The sequence below is a fragment of the Paraburkholderia sp. PGU19 genome (assembly GCF_013426915.1).
Taxonomy (GTDB): domain Bacteria; phylum Pseudomonadota; class Gammaproteobacteria; order Burkholderiales; family Burkholderiaceae; genus Paraburkholderia.
The window spans coordinates 54,137-77,289 of sequence record NZ_AP023183.1 but is presented as its reverse complement, the minus strand read 5'-3'; the positions used below and the strand labels follow the sequence as shown (position 1 = coordinate 77,289).

The window sequence follows — 23,153 nt, the reverse complement described above, 5'->3', positions numbered from 1 at the left end:
AATTCGGATGCCAATAAAACGGCTGAGGGCAGGAACGTATGCGCCCAGTCGCGCCAGCACCGGCGGCTCCGGGCGTAACCTGACCGCCCGGCACGACGGATGGCACACTGCCAACCCAATTAGTTCGAGCACACGAAGCTGGCTGCAAGATTCGGGTCGCCACCAACGTACTTGGGCCACTGTGGGTATTCGCACATTGGCCGGGTGCGTCCAGCTGTTGGCGGAGCCAGGTCGGTGATAGTCAGATTTTTGGGCTCGGTACCTTTCGTCACCCAGTTGTCCAATGCCGTCAGACCGTCATATGAACCATTGAATTGCCCGCCGACACCGTGCGCCGCGCCCGGCACCAGGTAGAACTTCAGAAATTGACTCAGTGGTCCCTGCCCGAACCGGGACACCAGCCGGTCGTAGTAATCAATCGACAATTGCGCCGGAATGAACTGGTCTGATTGTCCGTGCTGCAGAATGATCTTGCCGCCGCGGGCCTGGAATTGACTCAGGTCGGTGCTCGTGCTGTCCATGAGCGCGCTGACCACCTGCACGCGCGAGGTCAATAATCCGGGGTTGGCTGGATTAAAGTTGAGAATGCTCAAACCGGGGTCGCGAGCAACCGCGAAGCGAAGCATGTCATTTGAAAACGTGTAGTAGAACGCGCTTTTGCCGATCACCCCAGGCTCGACTATCGCATCGGTGGCTGACGCGCCCCATGCAAAGCCGACGGACCAGAAGTCTGCTCCCGTGAACGCGTTAAATGCGGGGAATGACTGAATTCCGTTTGCCAGGTTGAAGCTAAAGTTAAGCGGCGTGCCAGCGGTGGTCATCGTATTGATTTGTGCGTCCGACAAGCAGCTATCACCCGTGTCGACGCCGCCAGGGCAGCGAATCGTTGCCGGATCGAATACGCACGCCGCGGGGTTACTGATGATGCCGTCAGCCGCGCCATCCAGAGCGTCGCATTGCTTCATGACCGCTGCGAGAAGCGCCTTGCCTTTAGCAGGTGTGACGTATCCTCCGGGTGCGAGCAGAGATCGCGAGATCCTGCCCATCTGGAGCCATAGTCCTGTTATTCCTGAAGCGGGAAATGTCGAAATGATGCCGTCGTAGTCATGCGGGAATCGTTGCGCCGCAATCAGACCTTGCCGGCCTCCGCTCGATCCACCAATAAAATAGCTGTGAACGAAGTCCGATCCATATCTTGCCGTTGCGATGTAGGCTGCGAAGTCATGCGTCTTCTTAATATGTTCGCCTGCGTAGTTGGCGAGTGCCTCATCGTTTGTTGCAAAAGTACCGTCGAAGGCGTTTGCCGCATGCCCACTGTCGCTCCCGAAAGTCACATAACCTCTGCGCAAAGGTGTACTGACGCCTGCGGGCTCTGTTCCGGTTAAGAACCCATCAGCCGGCGAGCCCTCAGTATTCGGGATGGTGCCGTCGAAGCCCCCGCCGCCGAAGTGAACGGATTTTCCGTTAAAGTTAGTCGGTAGATCCACCTCCGCCCTGATATCGGGCGCATTGAAATCCACCGGATGAATACTTCCGAGCACTTTGCAATACTCGCCATTGTTGTTACCAGGATCGGTCTCTGCAACGAGCGTCGCGGACACGACCGTGGCACCTGTTGTCGGCAGTCCGATCGAGCTGGCGGGAACGGTGATACCGGCCAACGCACTGCACTTCGCGGCTGGCGTCACGACCGCGACGTTTGCCGGTGCGGCGTCATTGCCGCCGCAGCCAGATACGGCAACAGCTGATGCCGCGAATAAAGCACTCACAATTGCCGAGGGTCGGCTCCTTCCTAACCGGGTTCTCATCTCGTCTCCGTATATTTTTTGCTGCCGCAATGAGCGGCTCATCGAGGGAAGCTTTTCTTTTCTCGCTGCTGAGCTGGTGACGCGTTGGCGAGAAAACTGCTGCCCAAATGAGCGATGACACTTCACTTATTCTGCGCGGCGATCAAGTGCCGGGCTCTCGCGGAGCCAAGTCCGGTTACTTTGCGCAACCGGGCGCGAGGCGTGTTCCGATTTGCCGAACGCGACTGCAGTGTCAGCCTGGTTCGGACGCCAATCCATGTCCGCCGACGTCAGTTTGCGTGAGGTGTGTGGACACGCTGCGCTTTCATTGCGCATCGTGCACGACTTGCAAATCGCCCCGAAACTCGAATGAGTAGGAGTGGAATGTCGCTTGGGTGCGTCCGGCCTATCTGCGGTTCATCCGGTCGCGCGGTTGCACCTTCAATCGGCAGTCGTGGTTCGCGCGAGGCGTGGTTGGAGAAGAGGATAGATCAATTTGACCGTTCAGACGTGCAAGCACATCTGAACGCGGAAACTGCTGTGATGGCAACGCTATGAGTTCCAGCGTTATGAGTTCGCCCTGCCATGGCGGTACATTCCCGGACTGGCCCCCGTCCACTTCCTGAAGGCTCGGTGGAAAGCACTCGTTTCCTGAAATCCAGTCCGCGCAGCGACTTCTGCGACTGTGAGAGAACTGCTGGAAAACAACTCAATGGCAATGTCACGGCGCAACTCGTCTTTCAGTTGCCGATAGTTCGTGCCTTCGGCCAGCAGGCGGCGTTGCAGCGTGGCCGCAGACAGATTCAGTAGTCGCGCTAGCGCGTCAAGGTCGGGCCAGTCGTCGGGGGCCTGGTTTCTTAGTCGGCGTCTTACCAGGACCGTGGTGCTGGATTCGTTGCGATATTTGACCAGGATGTTGGCTGGTGCGTTGTGCAGAAATGCACGCAGGCTCTCTTCCGTCTCGGACAGTTTCAGGTCGAGAAAACTGCGGTCGAAACGGATCAGGGTTTGTTCCGCGGAGAACGTCACATCCTCGCAGAAGCGCATGCGGTAGTCGCTGTCATCGATTGGCGCGGAAGCGCGAAACCTCATCTCGATCAGCGGAATCCGTCTGCGCGCCAGCCAGCACGCAAGGCCATGTACGAGGATGAACCAGGTCCCGTAGGCAAAGAGGCGGCGCGTCCGCCCATCGTCATGGAGGATGATCAGTGCATGCTCGCCTTCGCAGCGCAACTCCCCATGAATGTCGTCGAGAACCGCACGCAGGAACTTCAGCATGCGACGCAGCGCGTGCTCCAGATTGTCGGCATGCAGCACGGCATGACACATCAGAGCGTAACTGCCCCGCCGCAGTGCGTGGCTGTCGAGACCAAAGAACTCGTCGTCCATCAAGTCGGCCAGAGCCGCCCACAGGCGCGAAAAGGCTAACGCCGGCACACGGGCTCTCGGCGCATTCAACAATTCCGCCGCGATTCCAGCGTGCTGAAGAACGGCCGCTACATCGAGATTACGTTGCGTGGCAACGAGAATTGCTTCACGCACCAGGCCGATAGAGGTTGTGCCCTTGTCTTGAGCCTCATTCATGGTCAGCGTCCACCCACAGAAAGTGCACTGATGTTAATCGCTACCGCGTCCAAGCGAAACCTGGTACGACTGAGCAGGAGCAGTCATCGGGCAAGGAACGCTGGGAGCGACGCAATCCCCGCACGATATGTCCGAAAGGCGCACGCATGAAGAGGTCTATGGGCATGGGCGTGCTTTCGCGTGCCGCTTACCATGACCAGCCAGTTGACCGTCGCAAATGGCTTTGTCGGCCGGGGCCATGCAGCGTGCCGGTCGCATCACATGACCGTCCGACGGGACGCATGGCTCCGGCATTCCGTGCTCACAGCGAAGCACGGGGCCCGGTACCTTGCGCATCGAGGTGGTCACTTCCGGGAGACAGAAGTGCAGATTCAAGGGAAAGGTTTCGTCGTCACAGGTGGCGCCTCAGGGCTCGGCGCAGCCACGGCGCGTCGTCTGGTGGCGGGCGGCGCCTGCGTGCTGCTGATAGACGTCGACGAGGACGCCGGGGCCGCGCTCGCGGCGGAACTGGGCGGCAATGCCCACTTCGCCAAGGTCGACATATTCGACTCAGCGAGCGCTGAGCGTGCGTTGGCCACGTTTTGCGACACCTTCGGCGCGCTGAATGGCCTGATCAATTGCGCAGGCGTTGCCCCCGCCGAGAAAGTGCTCGGACGCGAAGGCCCGCACCGGCTAGAGAGTTTCGCGCGCACTGTTCAGATCAACCTGATCGGCGCCTTCAACATGGTACGACTGGCCGCAGCGTGCATGGCCGGGAACGTGCCCGAGACCGATGGCGAGCGCGGGGTCATCATCAATACCGCTTCGGTCGCGGCCTTCGATGGCCAGATCGGGCAAGCGGGCTACGCTGCTTCCAAAGGCGGTGTGGTGGCAATGACGCTGCCTGTCGCGCGCGAACTGGCCCGCCATGGCATTCGCGTGGTCGCCGTCGCGCCCGGAATCATGGAGACGCCGATGCTCAAGGGCATGCCCACAGAAGTACAAGACGCCCTCGGGAAGATGGTCCCTTTTCCCGCGCGCCTTGGACGGCCCGGAGAGTTCGCGGGCCTTGTGCTGCACATCCTCGAAAACACCTACCTCAACGGCGAGGTGATTCGCCTTGATGGCGCCATCCGCATGGCGGCCAGGTGAACTTAGTCAGTGCCTGGAGTGCGCATCGTTATTCCTGCTGCCGCCGTGCTCGAGTCCCCTGAGCCGCCCAATCCCGATTGGCTCAGATGATTCATCGACGACGACACTTTCCTCACCCCTTGCAAAGCCGCCACGAAGCGGCGATTGGAGACTCGCATGCCTGCCTCTTCGACTTCGAATGATCCCGTCGTGATCGTCGCTGCTGCCCGCACGCCGCTGGGTGGATTCCAGGGCAACTTCGCTTCACTGACGGCGCCTGTGCTGGGCGCCCACGCTATCCGCGCCGCAGTACAACGTGCCGGGCTGCAACCCGACGCCGTAGATGAGGTGCTCATGGGCTGTGTGCTGCCCGCAGGCCTCGGTCAGGCTCCCGCGCGCCAGGCGTCGCTCGGCGCGGGTTTGCCGGTGTCAGCGGGCTGCACCACGATCAACAAGGTCTGCGGCTCGGGTATGAAGGCAATGATGCTGGCGCACGATCTGCTGCTCAGCGGGAGTCAACAGGTAATCGTGGCGGGCGGCATGGAATCCATGAGCAACGCACCGTACCTGTTGCCCAAGGCCCGTTCGGGCCAGCGTCTGGGACACGGCCACGTACTGGACCACATGTTCTTCGACGGCCTGGAGGACCACTACAGCCCCGCCTCCGACGGCCGCCTGATGGGCACCTTCGCCGAGGACTGCGCACGCCACTTCGCTTTCACGCGCGAGGCGCAAGACGCCTTTGCTTCCACCTCTACGCTGCGCGCGCAGCAGGCGCAGCGCGACGGCCTGTTCCGGTGGGAGCTCGCGCCGGTGGCCATGCCGGGTCGCAACGGCGAGATACTCGTCGACGAAGACGAGGCGCCAGCGAAGGCGCAACTGGACAAGATCCCGAAGTTAAAATCCGCCTTTGGAAAGGACGGCACAGTCACGGCGGCGAACTCCAGTTCCATCTCCGACGGTGCAGCGGCCCTGGTTCTGATGCGCCAGTCGGGCGCACGCGAGCGTGGTTTATCGCCGCTGGCCGTTATCCACGGACACGCCACACACTCTCAGGAACCGGCCTGGTTCACGACTGCGCCGGTCGGTGCGATCCGGAAGCTGCTAGCCAAGGTTGGGTGGCAGGCGAGCGATGTCGACCTGTGGGAAATCAACGAGGCATTCGCCGTTGTGGTCATGGCCGCGATGCGCGAACTGGCGCTTTCGCATGAGCGCGTGAATGTGCATGGCGGTGCTTGCGCGCTGGGCCACCCGATCGGCGCGACGGGCGCGCGCCTTATCGTGACGCTGCTCGGTGCACTCCGCCAGCGACGCGAAAGGCGAGGCGTGGCGAGTCTGTGCATCGGCGGCGGCGAGGCCACGGCGGTGGCAGTTGAGATTGTCTGAGTAACGTCGTTGGCGCTTGACGCGAAGCGGTAGCCCACCGCTCGCGAGGCCGATCGGGTTGGAACTGGCTCTCACGGATGCTGACTGGCTGATCGCTGGCGACGTTCGGTCGGATACTCGTGCGCTGCGCGGGCAATCGTCCGCTTGTTCCGGCCGACAGGGGTCGCCTGTTAGTGCTCAGGCTTGGCTAGCGTCCGGTGAATTCGACGCGTCGGCTTTTCGTGCCTCGGCGAAATCTTTGCGGGAAGATTCGCTCATGGCATCGGGCCCACCTCTCCATAGAGGTCATTGTGACGTTTGCTGCAAAACCCAGCCGAACAAATGGCCCGGCACCGATACAGTATGCGCGGATCCGCTGCGGCTCACGGACTCTCGAATCGACGCGCGGCGCCGGTATGCCACTAAACCGGCAGCTTTTGCGATTGGAGCCGCCGTTCGAACGGCCAATCAATTTGACTTGCGAACGGTGCCTTCTGGCCGAGATGGAATGGACACCGCCCTCCCTCCGGGGAATTGGGCACGATTGAGGGCCTCCAGGACCGAACGGCATCGATGTGCCAAAGTGGAGCTGCGACACAACCACTTGAGGAACGGAGGCCCCAGATGAATGCTACGACATACGGACTCGACATTGCAAAACGGGTGTTCCAGCTGTACTGGGTCGACGCCCAAACTGGCGAGATCGCGAACCGGAAGTTCGGACGAGACGATTTAATCGCATTTCTGGCGCGGCGCCCCGCTGGTCGCGTCGCCCTCGAAGCTTGCGGAAGTGCTCACTGGTGGGCGCGCAAGATTCGCGCGCTCGGACACGAGGTCGTGCTATTACACGCCCAGTTCATTCGACCTTTCGTGCAAACGAACAAGACTGATGCGGCGGACGCCCGGGCCATCTGGACTGCAGTGCAGCAACCCGGCATGCGCACGGTTGCCGCCAAGACAGAGGATCAGCAAGTGATGCTAAGCCTTCATCGTATGCGCTCGTTGCTCGTCAAGTTTCGAACGATGCAGATAAATCAGCTGCGTGGGCTGCTGTATGAATTCGGCGCTACGTTTCGCGCAGGACGCGTAGCAGGACTCGACGAGATCAGGGAGCGCATGGCAGAACTCGAAGACACACTGCCAAGATCGATACTTCTTAACCTTCTCGAACAGTTGCGTCGCATCAACCTGTTTGACGAGGACATCGATCAACTCGAGAAGCGGATTGGCGCCTGGCAGAAACACGAAGCGGCATGTCGTGCGATCTCCGAAGTGCCGGGTATCGGCCGCCTGACTGCAACGGCGCTGGTAGCTACAATTGGAGATGCGAAGACATTCAGGTCGGGGCGCGAATTCGCAGCGTATCTGGGGCTTGTTCCTCGTCAGAATGGTACCGGCGGAAAGATACGGCTGGGCTCGATCTCCAGACGTGGCGACCCATACTTGCGTACGTTGCTGATACATGGAGCGCGCTCTGTTCTGTGTCACACCAAGGTACCGACCGCATGGCAAAAGGCAATACAGGCGCGACGTCCAGTAAATGTAGCAACAGTTGCCCTGGCGAACAAAATGGCGAGAATCGCCTGGGCGATCCTCGCTCACGGAACGTCGTACGAAGCGCATCATGTGAGCAACAGACCTGCATAGCAGGATGAGCACTTTGAAGCGTTGAGGAACTGGTAGGTTGCTTGGGTTGAATTCAATGTGATGGCGAGACAGGTCGGACCGCAGGAACGCAAACCTGAACACACCCTTGTGCTTCAAGCACGTGGCCGAGATGAGGACGTTCCTGGCGCATTCCATCAGGGCCCGCAGCTTCGGCTTGCAAAAGGCCGCATATAAGACCGCAGCCGATACCTCGTTCACGTATCACACAAGATCAACCTGGCAAACCGGGCGGTGTCCATATAAGGATGTGTGGAAACGACTTTTTTCGCGTTAAGGCGAGTTTGCCTGGCGTGCTCGAGCGCGTTTTGTGGACCCGGCGATCTTCCCGACATCACCGGTCGCAATGAGGCCCCTCAGGACCTCAGCTTCCAGCCATCCTCATCGCCTTGATCGTCCTCGCAACCCCAAGTATATTCATGACTCGCTTAAGGTTGTAGGCCAGTACCTGGAGACTCATTTCCGTACTCACTCGCCCGAGCGTCCGCGTCAGGAAGTGTGTGGAACCCATCCAGTGCTTGAGCGTGCCGAAGACATGCTCGACAGTACTTCTGCGGATGGTCATTGCCTCAGGGTTCCGGTCCAACCGACGCTGTATAGCTTCCAGTACATGTTCGTGCTCCCATCGTCGGATGCGGCGATAGTCGCTGGGCGAACAGCGTGCCTTGAGAGGGCAGCGCGGGCATGCGCTGGGCCAGTACACCCGCAGATTCATTTCATTTTCGACAGTGTTAAATCGATGAATGGCGCGTTCGCCGGCTGGGCATCGATACACGTCGTCTTTTGCAACGTAGACGAAGTCGCGCTTTGTAAAGAGGCCCTTCTTCCTCGACGCCGAGGTCAGTGGTTTGGGGACATACGCTGTGATGCCGGCCAGATCGCATGCACGTATCTCTGGCCCGCTGAAGTAACCCCGATCAGCAACCACCTTCAGCTTCGATCTGCCCATCGCGTCCTTCGCAGCTATCGCCATTCTGCTCAGTTGTCCGTGATCGTTTCCGACGTTGGTCACCTCGTGCTCGACAATCAGATGATGCTTCGTGTCCACGGCAGTCTGAACGTTGTAGCCGACCGTTCCGGTTCTCCTGCCATCACTGGTCATGGAACGGGAATCCGGATCCGTGAGTGACAACTGTTTGTCGGGCTGGTTCTTCAACTGCGCTCTGATCTGCTCGAGTTCACGCATCTGCTGGCGCAAACGGGCGATCTTCTCGTAAAGCCGCACAGTCTTCACGTCGAAACCAATTGGACTGGTTCGGTCCGCGGTTTCAATTGCGTCGAGGTATCGCTGAACGCTTTCTTCAATCTGCTGCTGACGCTTGTCGATCTTGCCCACCGTATAATTCCTGTCCCGACTGTTCACAGCCTTGAACTTGCTGCCGTCGATGGCCACCGTATCAGCAGATAGCAGTTTCAGACCGCGGCATAGTTCGACGAAACGGCGGCATACGTTCCGTATCGCCGCGCCGTTGTCGCGGCGAAAGTCTGCGATCGTCTTGAAGTCTGGTGTCAGACGTCCTGTCAGCCACATCATTTCGATATTGCGCTGGCATTCGCGCTCAAGACGCCGGCTGGAAGGTACCCGGTTCAGGTAGCCATAAATGTAGACCTTGAGCATCACGCCCGGGTGGTAGGACGGCCGCCCTGTGACTGCCGGCGTAGCGCCGTTGAAGCCAAGTTCCGCAAGGTCCAGTTCGTCGACGAAGACATCTATGATTCTGACCGGATTGTCCTGTCCTATATAGTCGTCGACGCATTCGGGAAGTAGTGCGACCTGTTTGCGGTCATCGCCTTCAACGAATCGCTTCATGAGTCACCCGGTCTCAATGCGTTGATTCAGTTTAGGCGATGAGTGCGTTTTCACACAGGCTCGGCCGTCTGCGGCCGGATAACACCGCTTTGAAGATCGGCCGCGACCCCGTTACACCATGGTCTCGATCAGTGGCTCGGTTGACGCCGTTCAGTCCTCGCTAAACGCGTCGTCCGGGTGCAGCGCTTCGAGCGGCTCCAGAGTTTCTCTGGTTGTGGTGCAAATTGGGTAGGCAGGCGAGAAATCGCCGATTTTTCGGGGATCTCAACGAGCTGAAAGAACCGCCATCCAGATCGAGGGCGAAGTGGTACCTTTGAGGTGCACTCTGGTGAGAGCGAACTGGCCTTTTCGAATGCGATGCATCAGTTCGATGCCGGAGAGGGTAACGGCCGCGTTCCGGAACCGCTTGAACCCGAGCATCACGTTCACCCGCGATTTGATGTGACGGTGATCTTGTTCGATCAGGTTGTTCAGGTACTTCGAGGATCTCAATTTCGTTCGCCTGGGTAGAGATCCGTCAGTCTGCATCTCGCGGACCGCTCGATGAGATGCCGCATAGCCGTCCAGCGTGATCGCTTCGGGAGTGCGCCCCTGTGTTCTGATCGCCTTCGCGAAGAACGCCTTTGCGGCCGCCACATCGCGCCTGGCGCTGAGTCGAAAATCGATCGTCTTTCCTGCCCGGTCAACAGCGCGGTAAAGATAGGCCCATTTGCCACGAATCTTCACGTAAGTCTCATCGACTCGCCATGACTGACCGCCTGTCGTGGCCAGCCGATTCCAGCGTTTGACGAACTCCGGCGTGTAGCGCTTCACCCAACGCAGGATCGTGGTGTGGGCGAGGGACAGGCCGCGTTCAACCATCATCTCGGCAAGATCGCGCAGACTGAGCTTGTAGCGCAGATACCAACGCACGCAAAGGACGATAACTTCGCGGTCGAAATGACGCCCGTTGAATAACCCTTCGAGATCTTTCAGCTTGCTCATTGGCGCGTGGTCGTCAAAAGCTCAAGAGTAACAGACCGACGCATCGGAATTGCACCACAACCTTACATAAAGTATTTACAGTGGCGCCGGCTAGATAATCGTCACGAGGATTGCGGAAACGCTAGAAATTCACCTTGAATACCCTCCGGTAAGCGTCTCGCAGTGGCCGTTCTGGCGTGCTGAATGAGGTTTTGGGTAGTTTGGTGTTCACCAAATTATGAACTGAACCCGAGAAGTTGGACAGTGAACGACTAGTACTACTGTGTCATATAAATAATTGCGCGCTCGATTGCTGTACTAGGGAGCGAGCCATCGTTGCATGAGCCTTAGTCCAAGCAGGATGCGCAACGTGGTAATGGAATCAGGAACGTGGCGTTGAGCGCGCTGGACTGCCCCGGGGGATGTAATCCGAGGGAAGGGCAGGCAGCGCCCGTTCAAGGAAGTTTTTTTTATCGCGTCCACCTGATTGCATTCGCAGTCGCTGAGCCATCAGAAACCCATACGCAGCGATACTCAATGTGGCGTGGTGGTGAAAGCCACGCCAGCCTCGCCCTTCATAATGACCGAGCCCGAACTCCTGTTTCAGGTCCTGATAGTCGCGCTCGATGCGCCAGCGCATCTTGGTCACGAACACAAGCTGCTCAAGTGTCGCCTCCTCGGGGCAGTAGCGAGAAAGTATTTGAGCGGCTCCGTATCGCCATCAGGCCATTCAATAAGCAGCCATTCTTCGTCGCGAACCGTACTTCGCCAATAGTCGTGATGTGCGGGACGAACCCGTACGGCGGCAAAGCGTGAGGAAAGTGCTGCGTTGCTACCTTCCCGCCAGGTTACGGTTTGCCAGGCGTTCACGGGTAATTGCATGGCCAGTTCCTTCACCGCGAGCGGTTTATGGCCGGGCGCACGGCGCAACAACTTCGGTGGCTGACCGCGCCCGCTCCAGGGCTTGGGTGGAAGCGGCTCCGTACCTGGCGCCCACACAGAGGTGACCGGCCGGATCCCTACCGCGTACAACAAACCCAGTTCAGTTATGCCCTCCCGGAATGCGGTTTCGTCGCCATACCCAGCGTCGGCCAGCACGATGCCCGGCGCAACGCCGGATGCTATGGCCTCGCGAAGCTGGGCCAGCGCAATCTGTGGCTTGGTCTGGAAAACTAGTTCGTCGGGAATGCCAGCGCGACGGGCACGTTCCCGGTCGTCAATCCATTCCTTGGGGATATACAATTGCCAGGCAATCGGCAAACTGCCCCGTTGCGTCGCGATCGACAGGCTCACGGCGATCTGGCAGTTATCCTGTTTGCCCAGTTGCCCACAGTATTGTCGCGCTACGCCGACCGAATGCTTGCCCTTCTTCGGGAAGCCCGTATCGTCAATAATCCAGTAATAGCCAGCCTCTTCAGCAGCGTGCAGGCCTAACGCGGGCATCACCCATTCGCGTACCCGCTGCAGGACCGCCCGGTCAGACCATTCTGCCTTGGCCACAAAATGGTGAAGTGACTGGTGTTTCGCACTCGCGTGAAGTGGGTCAATATGCGCGGCCATCGGCTCGACGCTCTTGCGTGACAACGGCATTACCAAGCCCGAACAGTAACCCTTGAGGCCGGCATGGCGATCGGCGTGCCCTAACGCCAGCGCCAGATGATTCAGATACGCGTCAAATTCGTCGACATCTTCTCTCATCGCGATCGCCCGAAGTCTGTATTATTCAATACTACCAGGTATCGCTTCACTGCAAATAGATTTTGTGACACAGTGAGACTAGCAGGTTGCTGAAGTACCCATCAGTGAAAGCAGCACCCCTCCGCTTACGCAGCTTCTGTTTCAAGCTTTTTCGCATTGCGAAATTTCAGCGCGGATTCAACATCATTTTCGATGACCTGAGGCCAATTTCTGGGCTCGTTTCTGCCATTTCCGCCACTACGGGCGGACTTGTCCCAGTGAACGCATGCGCACGAGGTTGTAGGCCGCCATGTTCAACACGAACATCTGGTCCACCTTCTTCAAGCCACGCACCATGACCTGGCGCATACGTCCCACGGTCTTGGCCCATCCGAAACCTTGTTCGATCAACTTGCGTTTTTGCTGCGAAATGGCGTAGCCCACGCTTGAGGCAATCGTATCGGGCACCGCGGAACGCCGGCCCGAAGTGTTTTGTGCAACGTGCGGTGTAACCTTCATCGCCTGGCAGGCCTCGATAAATTCCTGTGCGTCGTAACCCTTGTCCGCACCCAGCGTGATTTCCACGTCGGGGTCTTCTGCCACTTGCCTTGCATCGTTGATCATGATCTTGGCTGCCTCGCGTTCAGCGTGCCCGTCAGCACTGGTCACGCGCGCGTTGACTACCAGGCCGTGCCGATTATCGGTCAGCGTATGGCCCATGTACCGCAATTCGCTGGCCGTCTTGCCTTTGCGATAAAGACGCGCATCGGAATCGGTCTTCGACTGGTGCGTCTCGTTGCTGCGCTTGCTACCCTTGAAGTCACCCGCACTGCCACCGTCGTTGTCCTGATCGTCACCCTCCTTGCGCACGAAGCTTTTGTGCCCCGCCCACGCCTGGATCAGCGTGCCGTCCACGCTGAAATGCTCACCCGAGAGCAGGTCATTCTTCTCAGCGATGTTCACCACCTCGTTGAAGAATTCGATCACTGCGTCGTGCTTGATTAACCGCTCGCGGTTCTTCGTGAAGACCGTGGGCACCCACACCACATCATCCATTGCCAGGCCAATGAACCAGCGAAACAAGAGGTTGTATTGCACCTGCTCCATGAGCTGGCGCTCCGAGCGGATGCTGTAAAGCACCTGAATGAGCATGGCTCGCAGCAATTTCTCCGGCGCGATGCTCGGCCGCCCGCCCTTTATGTCGGCTTCGTACATCCCGGCAAACAGTCGATCCATCTTCGCGAGCGCTTTGTTCGCCATGACGCGGATCGCACGCAGCGGATGCGAGGCCGGAACGAAGTCGTCCAGCTTGCGAAAAGAAAACAAACTCTCGGTAAACGTGTCAGCGCCGCGCATGATCTCCAAGGGGGCGGGTAAGGTCCTCATATCAACGCATCTACGGCCCGCCGCGATGACGCGCGTCGGCGGTATTTCAGCAACCTGCTAGTACTACTGTGTCATATAAATAATTGCGCGCTCGATTGCTGTACTAGGGAGCGAGCCATCGTTGCATGAGCCTTAGTCCAAGCAGGATGCGCAACGTGGTAATGGAATCAGGAACGTGGCGTTGAGCGCGCTGGACTGCCCCGGGGGATGTAATCCGAGGGAAGGGCAGGCAGCGCCCGTTCAAGGAAGTTTTTTTTATCGCGTCCACCTGATTGCATTCGCAGTCGCTGAGCCATCAGAAACCCATACGCAGCGATACTCAATGTGGCGTGGTGGTGAAAGCCACGCCAGCCTCGCCCTTCATAATGACCGAGCCCGAACTCCTGTTTCAGGTCCTGATAGTCGCGCTCGATGCGCCAGCGCATCTTGGTCACGAACACAAGCTGCTCAAGTGTCGCCTCCTCGGGGGCAGTAGCGAGAAAGTATTTGAGCGGCTCCGTATCGCCATCAGGCCATTCAATAAGCAGCCATTCTTCGTCGCGAACCGTACTTCGCCAATAGTCGTGATGTGCGGGACGAACCCGTACGGCGGCAAAGCGTGAGGAAAGTGCTGCGTTGCTACCTTCCCGCCAGGTTACGGTTTGCCAGGCGTTCACGGGTAATTGCATGGCCAGTTCCTTCACCGCGAGCGGTTTATGGCCGGGCGCACGGCGCAACAACTTCGGTGGCTGACCGCGCCCGCTCCAGGGCTTGGGTGGAAGCGGCTCCGTACCTGGCGCCCACACAGAGGTGACCGGCCGGATCCCTACCGCGTACAACAAACCCAGTTCAGTTATGCCCTCCCGGAATGCGGTTTCGTCGCCATACCCAGCGTCGGCCAGCACGATGCCCGGCGCAACGCCGGATGCTATGGCCTCGCGAAGCTGGGCCAGCGCAATCTGTGGCTTGGTCTGGAAAACTAGTTCGTCGGGAATGCCAGCGCGACGGGCACGTTCCCGGTCGTCAATCCATTCCTTGGGGATATACAATTGCCAGGCAATCGGCAAACTGCCCCGTTGCGTCGCGATCGACAGGCTCACGGCGATCTGGCAGTTATCCTGTTTGCCCAGTTGCCCACAGTATTGTCGCGCTACGCCGACCGAATGCTTGCCCTTCTTCGGGAAGCCCGTATCGTCAATAATCCAGTAATAGCCAGCCTCTTCAGCAGCGTGCAGGCCTAACGCGGGCATCACCCATTCGCGTACCCGCTGCAGGACCGCCCGGTCAGACCATTCTGCCTTGGCCACAAAATGGTGAAGTGACTGGTGTTTCGCACTCGCGTGAAGTGGGTCAATATGCGCGGCCATCGGCTCGACGCTCTTGCGTGACAACGGCATTACCAAGCCCGAACAGTAACCCTTGAGGCCGGCATGGCGATCGGCGTGCCCTAACGCCAGCGCCAGATGATTCAGATACGCGTCAAATTCGTCGACATCTTCTCTCATCGCGATCGCCCGAAGTCTGTATTATTCAATACTACCAGGTATCGCTTCACTGCAAATAGATTTTGTGACACAGTGAGACTAGAGAATGAAAGATCCTATGCAGGGGGCACACAGGCCAATCCTTAAAATCAGCCTGTTGAGCCTTACTGAAAGGAGAGAGGATCATGCGCACAGTTGTCGCGCGAAGACCGACCGGCTCGATGCCATCAGGCTGGTGATCAACCTGCGCGCGTGGCTGCGTGGCGAGCGGGACCGCATGCACGTGGTTCACGTGCCGTCCGCGCAGGATGAAGCGTCGCGCCACCTGATGCGCGAACGCGGGCAGCTGCAGAAAGAAGTGCTGCAGCACCTCGACCGCATGCGCAAGCTGCTGGCCACGCTCGGCTGCTGGGAAGACGTCGCGCATCGCCCCTTTGCCGAGCGGCTGGCGCGCGACGAGTGTCAACGTCGGGCGTAATTTCACCAGAAGGGGAGTATCTATCCGACGCTGACAGACGAGGTCCGGTGTCACGACGGCACGTCCCTGCCGCCGGAACTGCGCGAGCGGCTGCTGCGCGAGTGCGAACGGCGCGCGTTCGCCGCGCAGCAGCTCGCCGTCCTCGAGAAGACCCGCCAGGCCAGTGTGCCCGCACCCGCGCGTGCACGCAGCAATGCCCTGGCGCGCCTGAAAGGCATTGGCGAGGTGGGCGCGTCGCGCCTTGCGCTCGAGCTCTTCTGGCGTGAGTGTCGCTGTCGGATGAATAATCCCCACTTTCGTCGAAGTAAAAATCCCCAGTTGTTTCGAGGATGAGGTGCGCGGCGTAGCCGCGCGCCTCATCGCCTGATCACCGACGATAGCCCGTTCAGACCCACGCTGACGGGGACGTCGATGACCGATCTGGGAGATGTGATGACGATCTTGGAACTGCATCGGCAGGGACTGAACGTCTCAGCCATTGCCGCCCGGCTTGGTATGGATCGAAAGACGGTTCGCAAGTACATCAAGGACGGGGTTCAGGCGCCACGGTACGGTCCGCGTGCGCCGCGACCTTGCGTGGTCGACCCGTTCGTCAGCTATGTGACCGAGCGGGTGCGTGCCTTCCCTGAACTGAGTAACGAGCGGTTGCTACGGGAGATCCGGGCGATGGGTTATCCGGGCAGTCGCACCGCGTTGGGCGATCTGGTGCGCGAGGTACGGCCACCGCGCCAACGCGGCTTTGAAGTGCGTTTCGAGACGCCGATCGGTCAGCAGGCGCAGGTGGACTTCGCCCATTTCAACGTTGAATTCGACGACACACCCGGCCAGCGCCGCTCGATCTGGCTGTTCTCGATCGTGCTGGGACACAGCCGGTATCTATGGGGCCGGTTCGTTGAACATCAGGATCTGCAGACTGTGCTGCGCTGTCACATGGAAGCGTTCGCCCATCTGGGTGGCGTGCCGTGCGAGATTCTCTATGACCGGATGAAGACCGCTGTGCTCGGCGAACTCGAGCGGCACGTCGTGTACAACGCAAAGATGATTGCATTCGCCCAGCATTACAGTTTTACGCCGCGTGCGTGCAAGGCATATCGCGCCAAGACCAAGGGCAAGATCGAGCGTCCATACCGCTATATCCGGCAGGATTTCTTCCTCGCACGCCGTTTCCAGAATCTCGGCGATCTAAACCGGCAACTGCGCGAATGGCTCGATACCGTCGCCAATGTCCGCGTGCATGGCACCACGCAGCGCGTCGTGGCCCAGCACTTCAGCGAGGAACGCGCCGCGCTCCAGGCGTTGCCCGCTGGCCTGTTCAATGGTGTGATCCGCCTCGAACGGCGTGTCAGTCACGAGGGTCTCGTCTCCGTCGGCGGAAACTATTACAGCGTGCCTGACCGAACACGCAGACGCACACTCGAGGTTCACAGCCTGGCACATGAGGTTCGCATCTATGAGGATGGCGAACTGCTGGCTGTTCATCCCGTACTCGAAGGCAGACGACGAACCTCGCTGCTGCCGGGTCATCGACGCTCGCATCACCGGCAGCAGTCGGCGGCGCAGCACACTGTGCCGCCAGCTTCGCCGGTCGTGAGCCGTCGCCCGCTGTCGTTTTATGACCAGGTGGCGCGGCGCCTGGCGAATGCCGGGAGGTCCGCATGAACATCATGCCGGCATCAACACTTGAGCGGATCCGCAGGTACATGGTCGGTCTGCGTATGCCACGCGCACTGGAGGCGCTGGACGCAACACTGGCGCGGTTCGAACAGGGCGACAGTTCCATGCTGGAGGTGCTCGAAACACTGCTGGGCGAGGAGTTCACGACGCGGGAAACCCGCCGCATCAAAATGGCGCTGCAGACAGCGCGCCTTGGCACGATCAAGACACTGGCTGGCTATGACTTCAGCTTCCAGCCGGGCCTGGATCGTGATCGCGTCATGGCACTGGCACAACTCGACTTCATCGAACGACGTCAGGCCGTTCACTTCCTCGGTCCGCCTGGAACCGGGAAATCGCACTTGTGCATAGCACTTGGCGTCGAGGCCGTACGCGCGGGCAAGAGCGTCTACTTCGGTACGCTTGCCGAGATCGTCGCGTCGATGATCAAGGCTGAGCGTGAAGGCAACCTCGCACAGCGTGTGCGCTTCCTTGCGCGCAACAGTCTGCTCATCGTTGACGAGATTGGATACCTCCCTGTCGGCCTCAACGGCGGCAACCTGTTCTTCCAGCTCATCAACGCCTGCTATGAACGGTGCGCGATCATCCTGACGTCGAACCGCAGCTTCGGTGAATGGGGCGAGGTGTTCGGCGACAGCGTGGTTGCGGCGGCGCTGCTCGACCGTCTGTTGCATCACGCAGTCGTCATTCACATCGAGGGCTCGTCATATCGCCTACGCGAGCACGCCGACCTGCTTCCCGAGCATTTGCGTAACCGGCCGTCTTCACTCAATCCCGCACCCGCCGAACCCGTCCGTCGACGGCCAGGACGCCCTCGAAGGAACTCACCTGATCACAACGCCGGCTGATCACCGACTACACAGGGTGGGGATTTTTACTTCGACACTTCTGGGGAAATTACGGTCGACATTGACAGTGAGTTCAGCAACCGGCGCCAGGTCGGGGCCTGTGTCGGGCTGGTGCCCCAACCGTATGACAGCGGCGAGAGCCAGACCGACCAGGGCATCAGCAGGCAAGGTAACCGGCGCGTACGCGCGCTGCTGGTCGAGATGGCGTGGACCTGGCTGCGCTATCAGCCCGGCAGCGCACTCACCCAGTGGTTCAACCGGCGCACCCAGGGCACCGGCCCCAACCGCCGTGCCCGACGCATTGCCATCGTCGCGGTGGCACGGCGACTGGCGATTGCCCTGTGGCGTTACCTGAAGGACGGCGTCATCCCCGAAGGGGCGCAGATGAAGTCGATCTGAGCCCGGCGAAGGCAACCGCGCAACAAGGGCAATCATGCAAAGAGGCGGAAACTGACGTATGGACCGGCTTGAAGTGAACATGCCCGTCGGGTCTCCGGGTTACTGACGTAACCGATTTTACAGATGGGGCATGCTCCCGGAAAAGATTCCGGCGTAATGCGCATAGGATGAGGCTGGCCCACGGCCAGCGGATAGAAGGAGGTCGGACCTCAGGTCCGACGCGCGCGATGACCACTTCAGACCAGGACGTAGACCGGATCCCCAGCAATGGGGTTGACGGAGGTTAGAATCCGTGGGAACGCCAGGCACTGAATACGCAGGTAAGGCTGGCGAGCGGCCAGACATTGCGCTCGCCAGCCTACACCAGCATGTCCCCCCTCGCGGCGTCAAGGGTTCGCTCCGCCAGGCTCCCGCCTGCCCTTCTATGAGCATCAAATTGTCAAGGGATTGTTTTGAAGACGTGTGTGGCTGGCGTTGGCACAACTGCCTCCTGGCCTGCATACGGTAGAGTCGCAGCTGGCTGAGGGGAGGCGCAGCCCTGTGGGAAGCAAGTCACGCCGTCGTGAACTGCTGTGCAGGAGTTATCCACGGCCGGCCGGCGGGTCGCTCCTTAAGACCGCGACGCCGGCCGGCCGTGGATAACTCCGGATCATCATGAGGCAGGTCCTCCTGGCACGTGTTGCAGCGATCATGTTTCGTGTCTGAAGCCGATCATCGCGCGCGTAAGACTCCAACGTCCCAACGTCTTACTACCTTCTATCCGCTGGCGTGGTAGCCAGCCTTATTCTGCATGCGCATTGCGCCGGAATGGTGTCCGGGAACACGCCCAATCTTGAAACATCGGTTGCTGTGGCAACCCAGGGCAGGCACGGGCATGTTCACTTCAGGACCGTATGCAGGCGTATCATGTTGCCCGCGCATCTTTCTTGCCGGGACCAGACCCGTCGACGACTTAAGCCGGCTTCAGCTGTGCGCCTTCGGGTATTACGCCATCCTTAAGATAGCGCCAAAGCGCGATCGCGAGACGTCGTGCCACCGCGACGATGGCAATGCGTCGCGCCCGGCGGTTGGGGCCGGTGCCCTGCGTGCGCCGGTGGAACCACTGGGTCAGCGCACTGCCCGGCTGGTAGCGAAGCCAGCACCACGCGATCTCGACCAGTAAGGCGCGTACCCGCCGGTTGCCTTGCTTGCTGATGCCCTGGTCGGTCTGGCTCTCGCCGCTGTCAAACGGTTGGGGCACCAGTCCGACACAGGCCCCGACCTGGCGCCGGTTGTGGAACTCGCGCCAGTAGAGTTCGAGCGCGAGGCGTGAGGCGCTGACTTCGCCAATGCCCTTCAGGTGTGTCAGGGCATCGCTGCGCGCGCGCGAGGGTGCCGGCACGCTCGCCTGGCGGGTCTTCTCGAGTGCGGCGAACTGCTGGGTGGCGAGCGCGAGCCGTTCACACTCGTGCAGCAGCCGCTCGCGCAGTTCCGGCGGCAGAGGCGTGCCGTCGTGACACCGCACCTCGTTACGGGCGAGCCGCCCGGCAAAGTCCCGGTGATCGACCTCATCCCAGCAACCCAGCGTGACCAGCAGCTTGCGCATGCGGTCGAGGTGCTGCAGCACTTCCTTCTGCAGCTGCCCGCGTTCGCGCATCAGGTGGCGCGACGCTTCATCCTGAGCGGACGGCACGTGCACCACATGCATGCGGTCGCGCTCGCCGTGCAGCCACGCCCGCAGGTTGATCACCAGCTTGATCGCATCAAGCCGGTCGGTCTTTGCACGCCGCCTGTGACGCTCGACCGGGATGCTCGCCGCATCGACGACGTAACATTCAATGCCGCGTGCCTGGAGCGCACGGCAGATCCAGAACGCGTCCTGGCCGGCCTCGTAGCACACGACGATCCGAACGTCCGCTGGCAGGGACCACCTGTCCCTGTGCTCGTCAATCAGCGCGAGCACAGCCTGCAGGCGCGCTGCGGCCTGCGGCTGCTCCACCGTATGGACGGCGGGCCGCTCGCGCCGGCCATCGTGGAGCGCGACCTTCCATTTGCTGGCCGCGAGCTCGAGCGAGACAGCCGGCACCACCGCTCCAATACCCGACTGATATCTGAGGTCGTTGCCCATGATCACCTCCTGTCCAGTAGGCTCCGCGATGCTGATTGTAGGCATCAGTCTCTCGGCGGGCCCATGCTCATAGCATCTTGACCCCCAGCCCTCGTCCTTCTGCGCACGGGAGACCAACCCCGGGGCAAGGTTGGTCAGCGTCGTCGATTAATTTATGAGTAGCCCTTAAAAACCTTGACAACTTTCCGCTCATAGAAGGGACTTCCCCGTCCCGAGGCTGCGGCGGAAGCCGCGAGTCGGCATCAATGTGCCAGGATGAAGTTGCGAACGTTCATCGAAACCAGCGAGAGGCGAAGTCCCTTTCATTCTCTAGGAACACGTACACGGTTCGCAACAAAAACACCAGACACAGCGAAAAGTGAAAAACGCTACTGAGGTGCTTTGCTGATAGCCTTCCATACGACTTTCGTAACCCGTTGAAACGCGTCCATGTCCGGGCGGTTAACACCGGCTTGCCGGATATAAATAAATAGGCCGCACAGATGCGAGAGTAATTGGGCACCGCGTAGGGTGCATTCTGCGACGGTCAAGGTCGGATTGATCTCTCCTACAAGCCGGACCAGCAAACCCTGATATTCCCCCGTTAACTTTTCTATCAAAGCGCGCGCGAATTCTTCGTGCGCCGCAAGACTCCAGCACTCTATAGTGAAGGCGCTGACATTTGATTCTGGCGAGGTCAACACAGCGACTGCTTGATCAACAATAGCGTCAAGACGGCGCTCGGGTGACAAGCGCTTGTCCGTGGCAAGCGCCATATAGCGTCGTAAATGACGCTGGGAATTTTCTTCGATTGTCGCGCGCAACAGTTCTTCCCGAGTACCGAAGTAATGCTGCAGGGTTCTCAGGCGAATTCCGGCATCGTTCGCGATCCGACGTTGGGTGAAACCGGCATTACCTAGCGTCGCAAACACGTTGATGGCCACCTCGAGGATTGCTGGCACGCGGGTCGCCCTGTTACCCCGCTGTTTCGGCGAAGGCTGTGTGGCGCCGACGACGTCTGCCGAAGTAATCGTCATGTCTCTCATCTGCGGCAGTTCTCCCCTTCCAGCAAATATTCCAGTTCACGTGAGACTTGACCACGTCGCCTTTGGGTTCTGTCAAAAGCCGTAATGGCTTTCGCCGTGCCCGGGCGAGCCGCTCCTCGCAACTTCCGGGTCGGAGCGACTAGCTGCTTCTCGCCGCCCATTATACGTCAAAAGACTAATTAACCGTGCAAAACGGGATCAAAGGCGAGCCGGTGCCCGCCAGAACTCACAAGGGTAGGTGTTTATCCTGACCATCCAAACACTTGATATTGGGTCAACCGACTACTAGTATTTAGTCAACGGACTTATTATTCGGCGCGCCCCTCGATAGCGATCGCGTGGTCGAAAGTCCCCAAGGAGGCAGCAATGTTGTCATCTCGGCAGACATCTTTACGTTCAGCGATTGACAAGTGGCTAGCGCCCGCGACAGCGAATTCCATCCGGGTAACGCGACTAAATCGTTCGCTATGGCCCGCAAATCGGTGCGTACGCGCTCACAAGTCAGGAAAGGACGAGTGGTTGGCGATTTACTTTTTTCGTCACGATGACGGCGCGTGGCACGTGTTTCCGCCGACGTCGGAAGGACCAGTAATGCGCGAATGCCCACGATTCGAATAAAAGGTCGCCGACAAGCGGAGGAGTATGTGTGGACGGGGTGTATATCCAACGGCGCGGGCTGCGGGCAATAGATATGCCAGATTGCAAGGTTACGCCGAGGCGGGTATCGACCGATTTCCGAGTAGGAGTGGTGCCATGAGACGACGGGCGCGTGTGTTGGGAGTCGTAGCAGCATTGTTCATCTTTATTCTCGCTGTCGCTTGGCGCGCGCGGAGCATTTCCGATGAGGAAATATCCCAAACACGATGCGCATACTACCCCGGGAATTGTACGTTTATTGTTGCGCTTCCTGTTGGCAGCCTTCGGATATTCCCGTAGGTTGTTGTTTCAGTTGGGGTGCTGTCGGGGACAAGGCACCCCTGGAAACGCTGATTCTTGAAGATCTCAGCGCGCCGGTCATATATGTTTTTCGGAGGGACTATGGACATTTTGAAGCTTGCGGCAGACGCGGGGCTGCAAGTTCTCCTCGACGGGCGCATCGGTCGTATAGAATATCGCAGTGTGACCGGGTCATTGCAGGCTCTGCAGCGGTTTGCCGATGCGCTATTACGGTCGGCCATCAAAGAGACGCGAACGCACGTCGAAGTCAATACTTCACGTATTGAATTTCCAAGCCGTACTTTTTCTACTGACTTTGATTCGGACATCTAAGCAATTCACACCTCGGTTACGTTCGATGAATCACGCACGAGAGTCAAAGTGCTTTTTGGCGCTGCGGCCCCGGCGGTGTCTTTGATTATTTCATAGTCTGTCGAGTACGTATTGGGCGTAAGAGGCACAAAAGAGGCACAACAGGCGCCCTGCCTTTACTTCGGAGCTTGCATGAATCCCAACAGTGGCCGGCGCCGTCAGCAGGCCAACAGCGGGGATCGCGGCGATTGCCTTGCATGCCTTGTCCTCCGTCATCCACGTGTGCAACGCCACTCCATGTCAGCGATCTGTTTGCCGAGTCGATCAAAGTCATCCAAAGTTCGCGTAACGAGTCGATCAGCATCGCCGGTAAACGCTCGGCAAGCCTTAACGAACTTCGCCGGCATCAGCTCGATACGATGGTTCATCTCCATCAATTGCCGTGCCCAATGCTGGGCGCCGCCGCAGGCCTCCATTCCGACGAGGCAAGGCTCGCGATTCGCGAAATTCTCGAGGAATGCGGCGCGCTTCCGTTGTCCACCCCGACCGTCGCATACTTCATTT

General features: G+C 59.4%; 15 protein-coding genes and 3 pseudogenes. 8 read left to right on the top strand and 10 right to left on the bottom strand.

Annotated features, from left to right (window positions below; translation table 11 throughout):
• Positions 1–119: 119 nt before the first annotated feature.
• Both H1204_RS47375 and H1204_RS47370 read right to left on the bottom strand, forming a co-directional pair.
• On the bottom strand, positions 120–1,808 hold the full coding sequence (locus H1204_RS47375; protein ID WP_078041125.1) for a tannase/feruloyl esterase family alpha/beta hydrolase: 1,689 nt from the start codon (positions 1,806–1,808) through the stop codon (positions 120–122).
• A 546-nt stretch (positions 1,809–2,354) separates the two neighbouring features.
• The gene (locus tag H1204_RS47370; protein ID WP_078040938.1) at positions 2,355–3,371 is read right to left on the bottom strand and encodes an AraC family transcriptional regulator; all 1,017 of its coding nucleotides are present in this window, start codon (positions 3,369–3,371) and stop codon (positions 2,355–2,357) included.
• 363 nt (positions 3,372–3,734) lie between these two features.
• Between H1204_RS47370 and H1204_RS47365 the strand changes: the two genes are divergently transcribed.
• The 3 genes from H1204_RS47365 to H1204_RS47355 all read left to right on the top strand — a co-directional run bounded on the left by H1204_RS47365 (position 3,735) and on the right by H1204_RS47355 (position 7,493).
• Positions 3,735–4,502, top strand: a complete 768-nt coding sequence (locus H1204_RS47365) for an SDR family NAD(P)-dependent oxidoreductase (protein ID WP_180736743.1) — start codon at positions 3,735–3,737, stop codon at positions 4,500–4,502.
• Between the two features lie 156 nt (positions 4,503–4,658).
• Positions 4,659–5,867, top strand: a complete 1,209-nt coding sequence (locus H1204_RS47360) for an acetyl-CoA C-acyltransferase (protein WP_180736742.1) — start codon at positions 4,659–4,661, stop codon at positions 5,865–5,867.
• A gap of 603 nt (positions 5,868–6,470) precedes the next feature.
• Complete coding sequence (locus H1204_RS47355) at positions 6,471–7,493, top strand: IS110 family transposase (RefSeq protein WP_180736741.1); 1,023 nt, start codon at positions 6,471–6,473, stop codon at positions 7,491–7,493.
• Positions 7,494–7,875: 382 nt separating this feature from the next.
• Here the strand turns inward: H1204_RS47355 and H1204_RS47350 are convergent, their stop codons facing one another.
• The 5 genes and pseudogenes from H1204_RS47350 to H1204_RS47330 all read right to left on the bottom strand — a co-directional run bounded on the left by H1204_RS47350 (position 7,876) and on the right by H1204_RS47330 (position 14,831).
• Positions 7,876–9,321: an IS1182 family transposase gene (locus tag H1204_RS47350; protein ID WP_107200573.1), complete on the bottom strand. Its 1,446-nt coding sequence runs from the start codon at positions 9,319–9,321 to the stop codon at positions 7,876–7,878.
• A gap of 264 nt (positions 9,322–9,585) precedes the next feature.
• Positions 9,586–10,305 carry an IS6 family transposase gene (locus tag H1204_RS47345; RefSeq protein ID WP_180736740.1) on the bottom strand — a complete coding sequence of 240 codons (720 nt, stop codon included), beginning with the start codon at positions 10,303–10,305 and terminating at the stop codon, positions 9,586–9,588.
• Between the two features lie 361 nt (positions 10,306–10,666).
• Positions 10,667–11,982 (bottom strand): annotated as a pseudogene (locus H1204_RS47340) (IS701 family transposase).
• Positions 11,983–12,219: 237 nt separating this feature from the next.
• Positions 12,220–13,317, bottom strand: a complete 1,098-nt coding sequence (locus H1204_RS47335; RefSeq protein ID WP_180736739.1) for an IS5 family transposase — start codon at positions 13,315–13,317, stop codon at positions 12,220–12,222.
• A 197-nt stretch (positions 13,318–13,514) separates the two neighbouring features.
• Positions 13,515–14,831 (bottom strand): IS701 family transposase, encoded by a 1,317-nt coding sequence (locus H1204_RS47330; RefSeq protein WP_180732393.1) that lies wholly within the window; start codon positions 14,829–14,831, stop codon positions 13,515–13,517.
• A 178-nt stretch (positions 14,832–15,009) separates the two neighbouring features.
• Here H1204_RS47330 and H1204_RS52325 point away from each other — a divergent pair.
• From H1204_RS52325 to H1204_RS47310, 4 genes and pseudogenes are all read left to right on the top strand, one after another.
• Positions 15,010–15,555 (top strand): annotated as a pseudogene (locus tag H1204_RS52325) (hypothetical protein); the annotation flags it as partial.
• A 144-nt stretch (positions 15,556–15,699) separates the two neighbouring features.
• Positions 15,700–16,947: an IS21 family transposase gene (gene istA, locus H1204_RS47320; RefSeq protein ID WP_103154186.1), complete on the top strand. Its 1,248-nt coding sequence runs from the start codon at positions 15,700–15,702 to the stop codon at positions 16,945–16,947.
• Positions 16,944–17,810, top strand: coding sequence for an IS21-like element helper ATPase IstB (gene istB, locus H1204_RS47315; protein WP_180736738.1), 867 nt, complete (start codon positions 16,944–16,946; stop codon positions 17,808–17,810). Before istA ends, istB begins: the two co-directional genes overlap by 4 nt.
• A gap of 48 nt (positions 17,811–17,858) precedes the next feature.
• Entirely contained in the window at positions 17,859–18,209 is a 351-nt protein-coding gene (locus H1204_RS47310) for a transposase (protein WP_274608321.1), read from the top strand.
• A 952-nt stretch (positions 18,210–19,161) separates the two neighbouring features.
• Here H1204_RS47310 and H1204_RS47305 read toward each other — a convergent pair.
• Positions 19,162–20,316 (bottom strand): IS110 family transposase, encoded by a 1,155-nt coding sequence (locus H1204_RS47305; RefSeq protein WP_180736737.1) that lies wholly within the window; start codon positions 20,314–20,316, stop codon positions 19,162–19,164.
• Positions 20,317–20,684: 368 nt separating this feature from the next.
• Entirely contained in the window at positions 20,685–21,332 is a 648-nt protein-coding gene (locus H1204_RS47300; protein WP_243469191.1) for a TetR/AcrR family transcriptional regulator, read from the bottom strand.
• Positions 21,333–22,379: 1,047 nt separating this feature from the next.
• Here H1204_RS47300 and H1204_RS47295 point away from each other — a divergent pair.
• Entirely contained in the window at positions 22,380–22,610 is a 231-nt protein-coding gene (locus H1204_RS47295) for a hypothetical protein (protein WP_180736365.1), read from the top strand.
• 362 nt (positions 22,611–22,972) lie between these two features.
• Here the strand turns inward: H1204_RS47295 and H1204_RS52320 are convergent.
• Positions 22,973–23,125, bottom strand: a pseudogene (locus H1204_RS52320) (IS110 family transposase); the annotation flags it as partial.
• Between the last annotated feature and the right edge of the window lie 28 nt (positions 23,126–23,153).

Bases quoted from the DNA above. Each gene is read 5' to 3' on its own strand.
- H1204_RS47375 (WP_078041125.1), bottom strand. From the start codon at position 1,808: ATGAGAACCCGGTTAGGAAGGAGCCGACCCTCGGCAATTGTGAGTGCT.
- H1204_RS47355 (WP_180736741.1), top strand. From the start codon at position 6,471: ATGAATGCTACGACATACGGACTCGACATTGCAAAACGGGTGTTCCAG.
- H1204_RS47295 (WP_180736365.1), top strand. From the start codon at position 22,380: ATGGACATTTTGAAGCTTGCGGCAGACGCGGGGCTGCAAGTTCTCCTC.
- H1204_RS47335 (WP_180736739.1), bottom strand. From the start codon at position 13,317: ATGCGCGGCGCTGACACGTTTACCGAGAGTTTGTTTTCTTTTCGCAAG.
- H1204_RS47350 (WP_107200573.1), bottom strand. From the start codon at position 9,321: ATGAAGCGATTCGTTGAAGGCGATGACCGCAAACAGGTCGCACTACTT.
- H1204_RS47300 (WP_243469191.1), bottom strand. From the start codon at position 21,332: ATGACGATTACTTCGGCAGACGTCGTCGGCGCCACACAGCCTTCGCCG.
- istB (WP_180736738.1), top strand. From the start codon at position 16,944: ATGAACATCATGCCGGCATCAACACTTGAGCGGATCCGCAGGTACATG.
- H1204_RS47330 (WP_180732393.1), bottom strand. From the start codon at position 14,831: ATGAGAGAAGATGTCGACGAATTTGACGCGTATCTGAATCATCTGGCG.
- H1204_RS47345 (WP_180736740.1), bottom strand. From the start codon at position 10,305: ATGAGCAAGCTGAAAGATCTCGAAGGGTTATTCAACGGGCGTCATTTC.
- H1204_RS47370 (WP_078040938.1), bottom strand. From the start codon at position 3,371: ATGAATGAGGCTCAAGACAAGGGCACAACCTCTATCGGCCTGGTGCGT.
- istA (WP_103154186.1), top strand. From the start codon at position 15,700: ATGACCGATCTGGGAGATGTGATGACGATCTTGGAACTGCATCGGCAG.
- H1204_RS47360 (WP_180736742.1), top strand. From the start codon at position 4,659: ATGCCTGCCTCTTCGACTTCGAATGATCCCGTCGTGATCGTCGCTGCT.
- H1204_RS47305 (WP_180736737.1), bottom strand. From the start codon at position 20,316: ATGGGCAACGACCTCAGATATCAGTCGGGTATTGGAGCGGTGGTGCCG.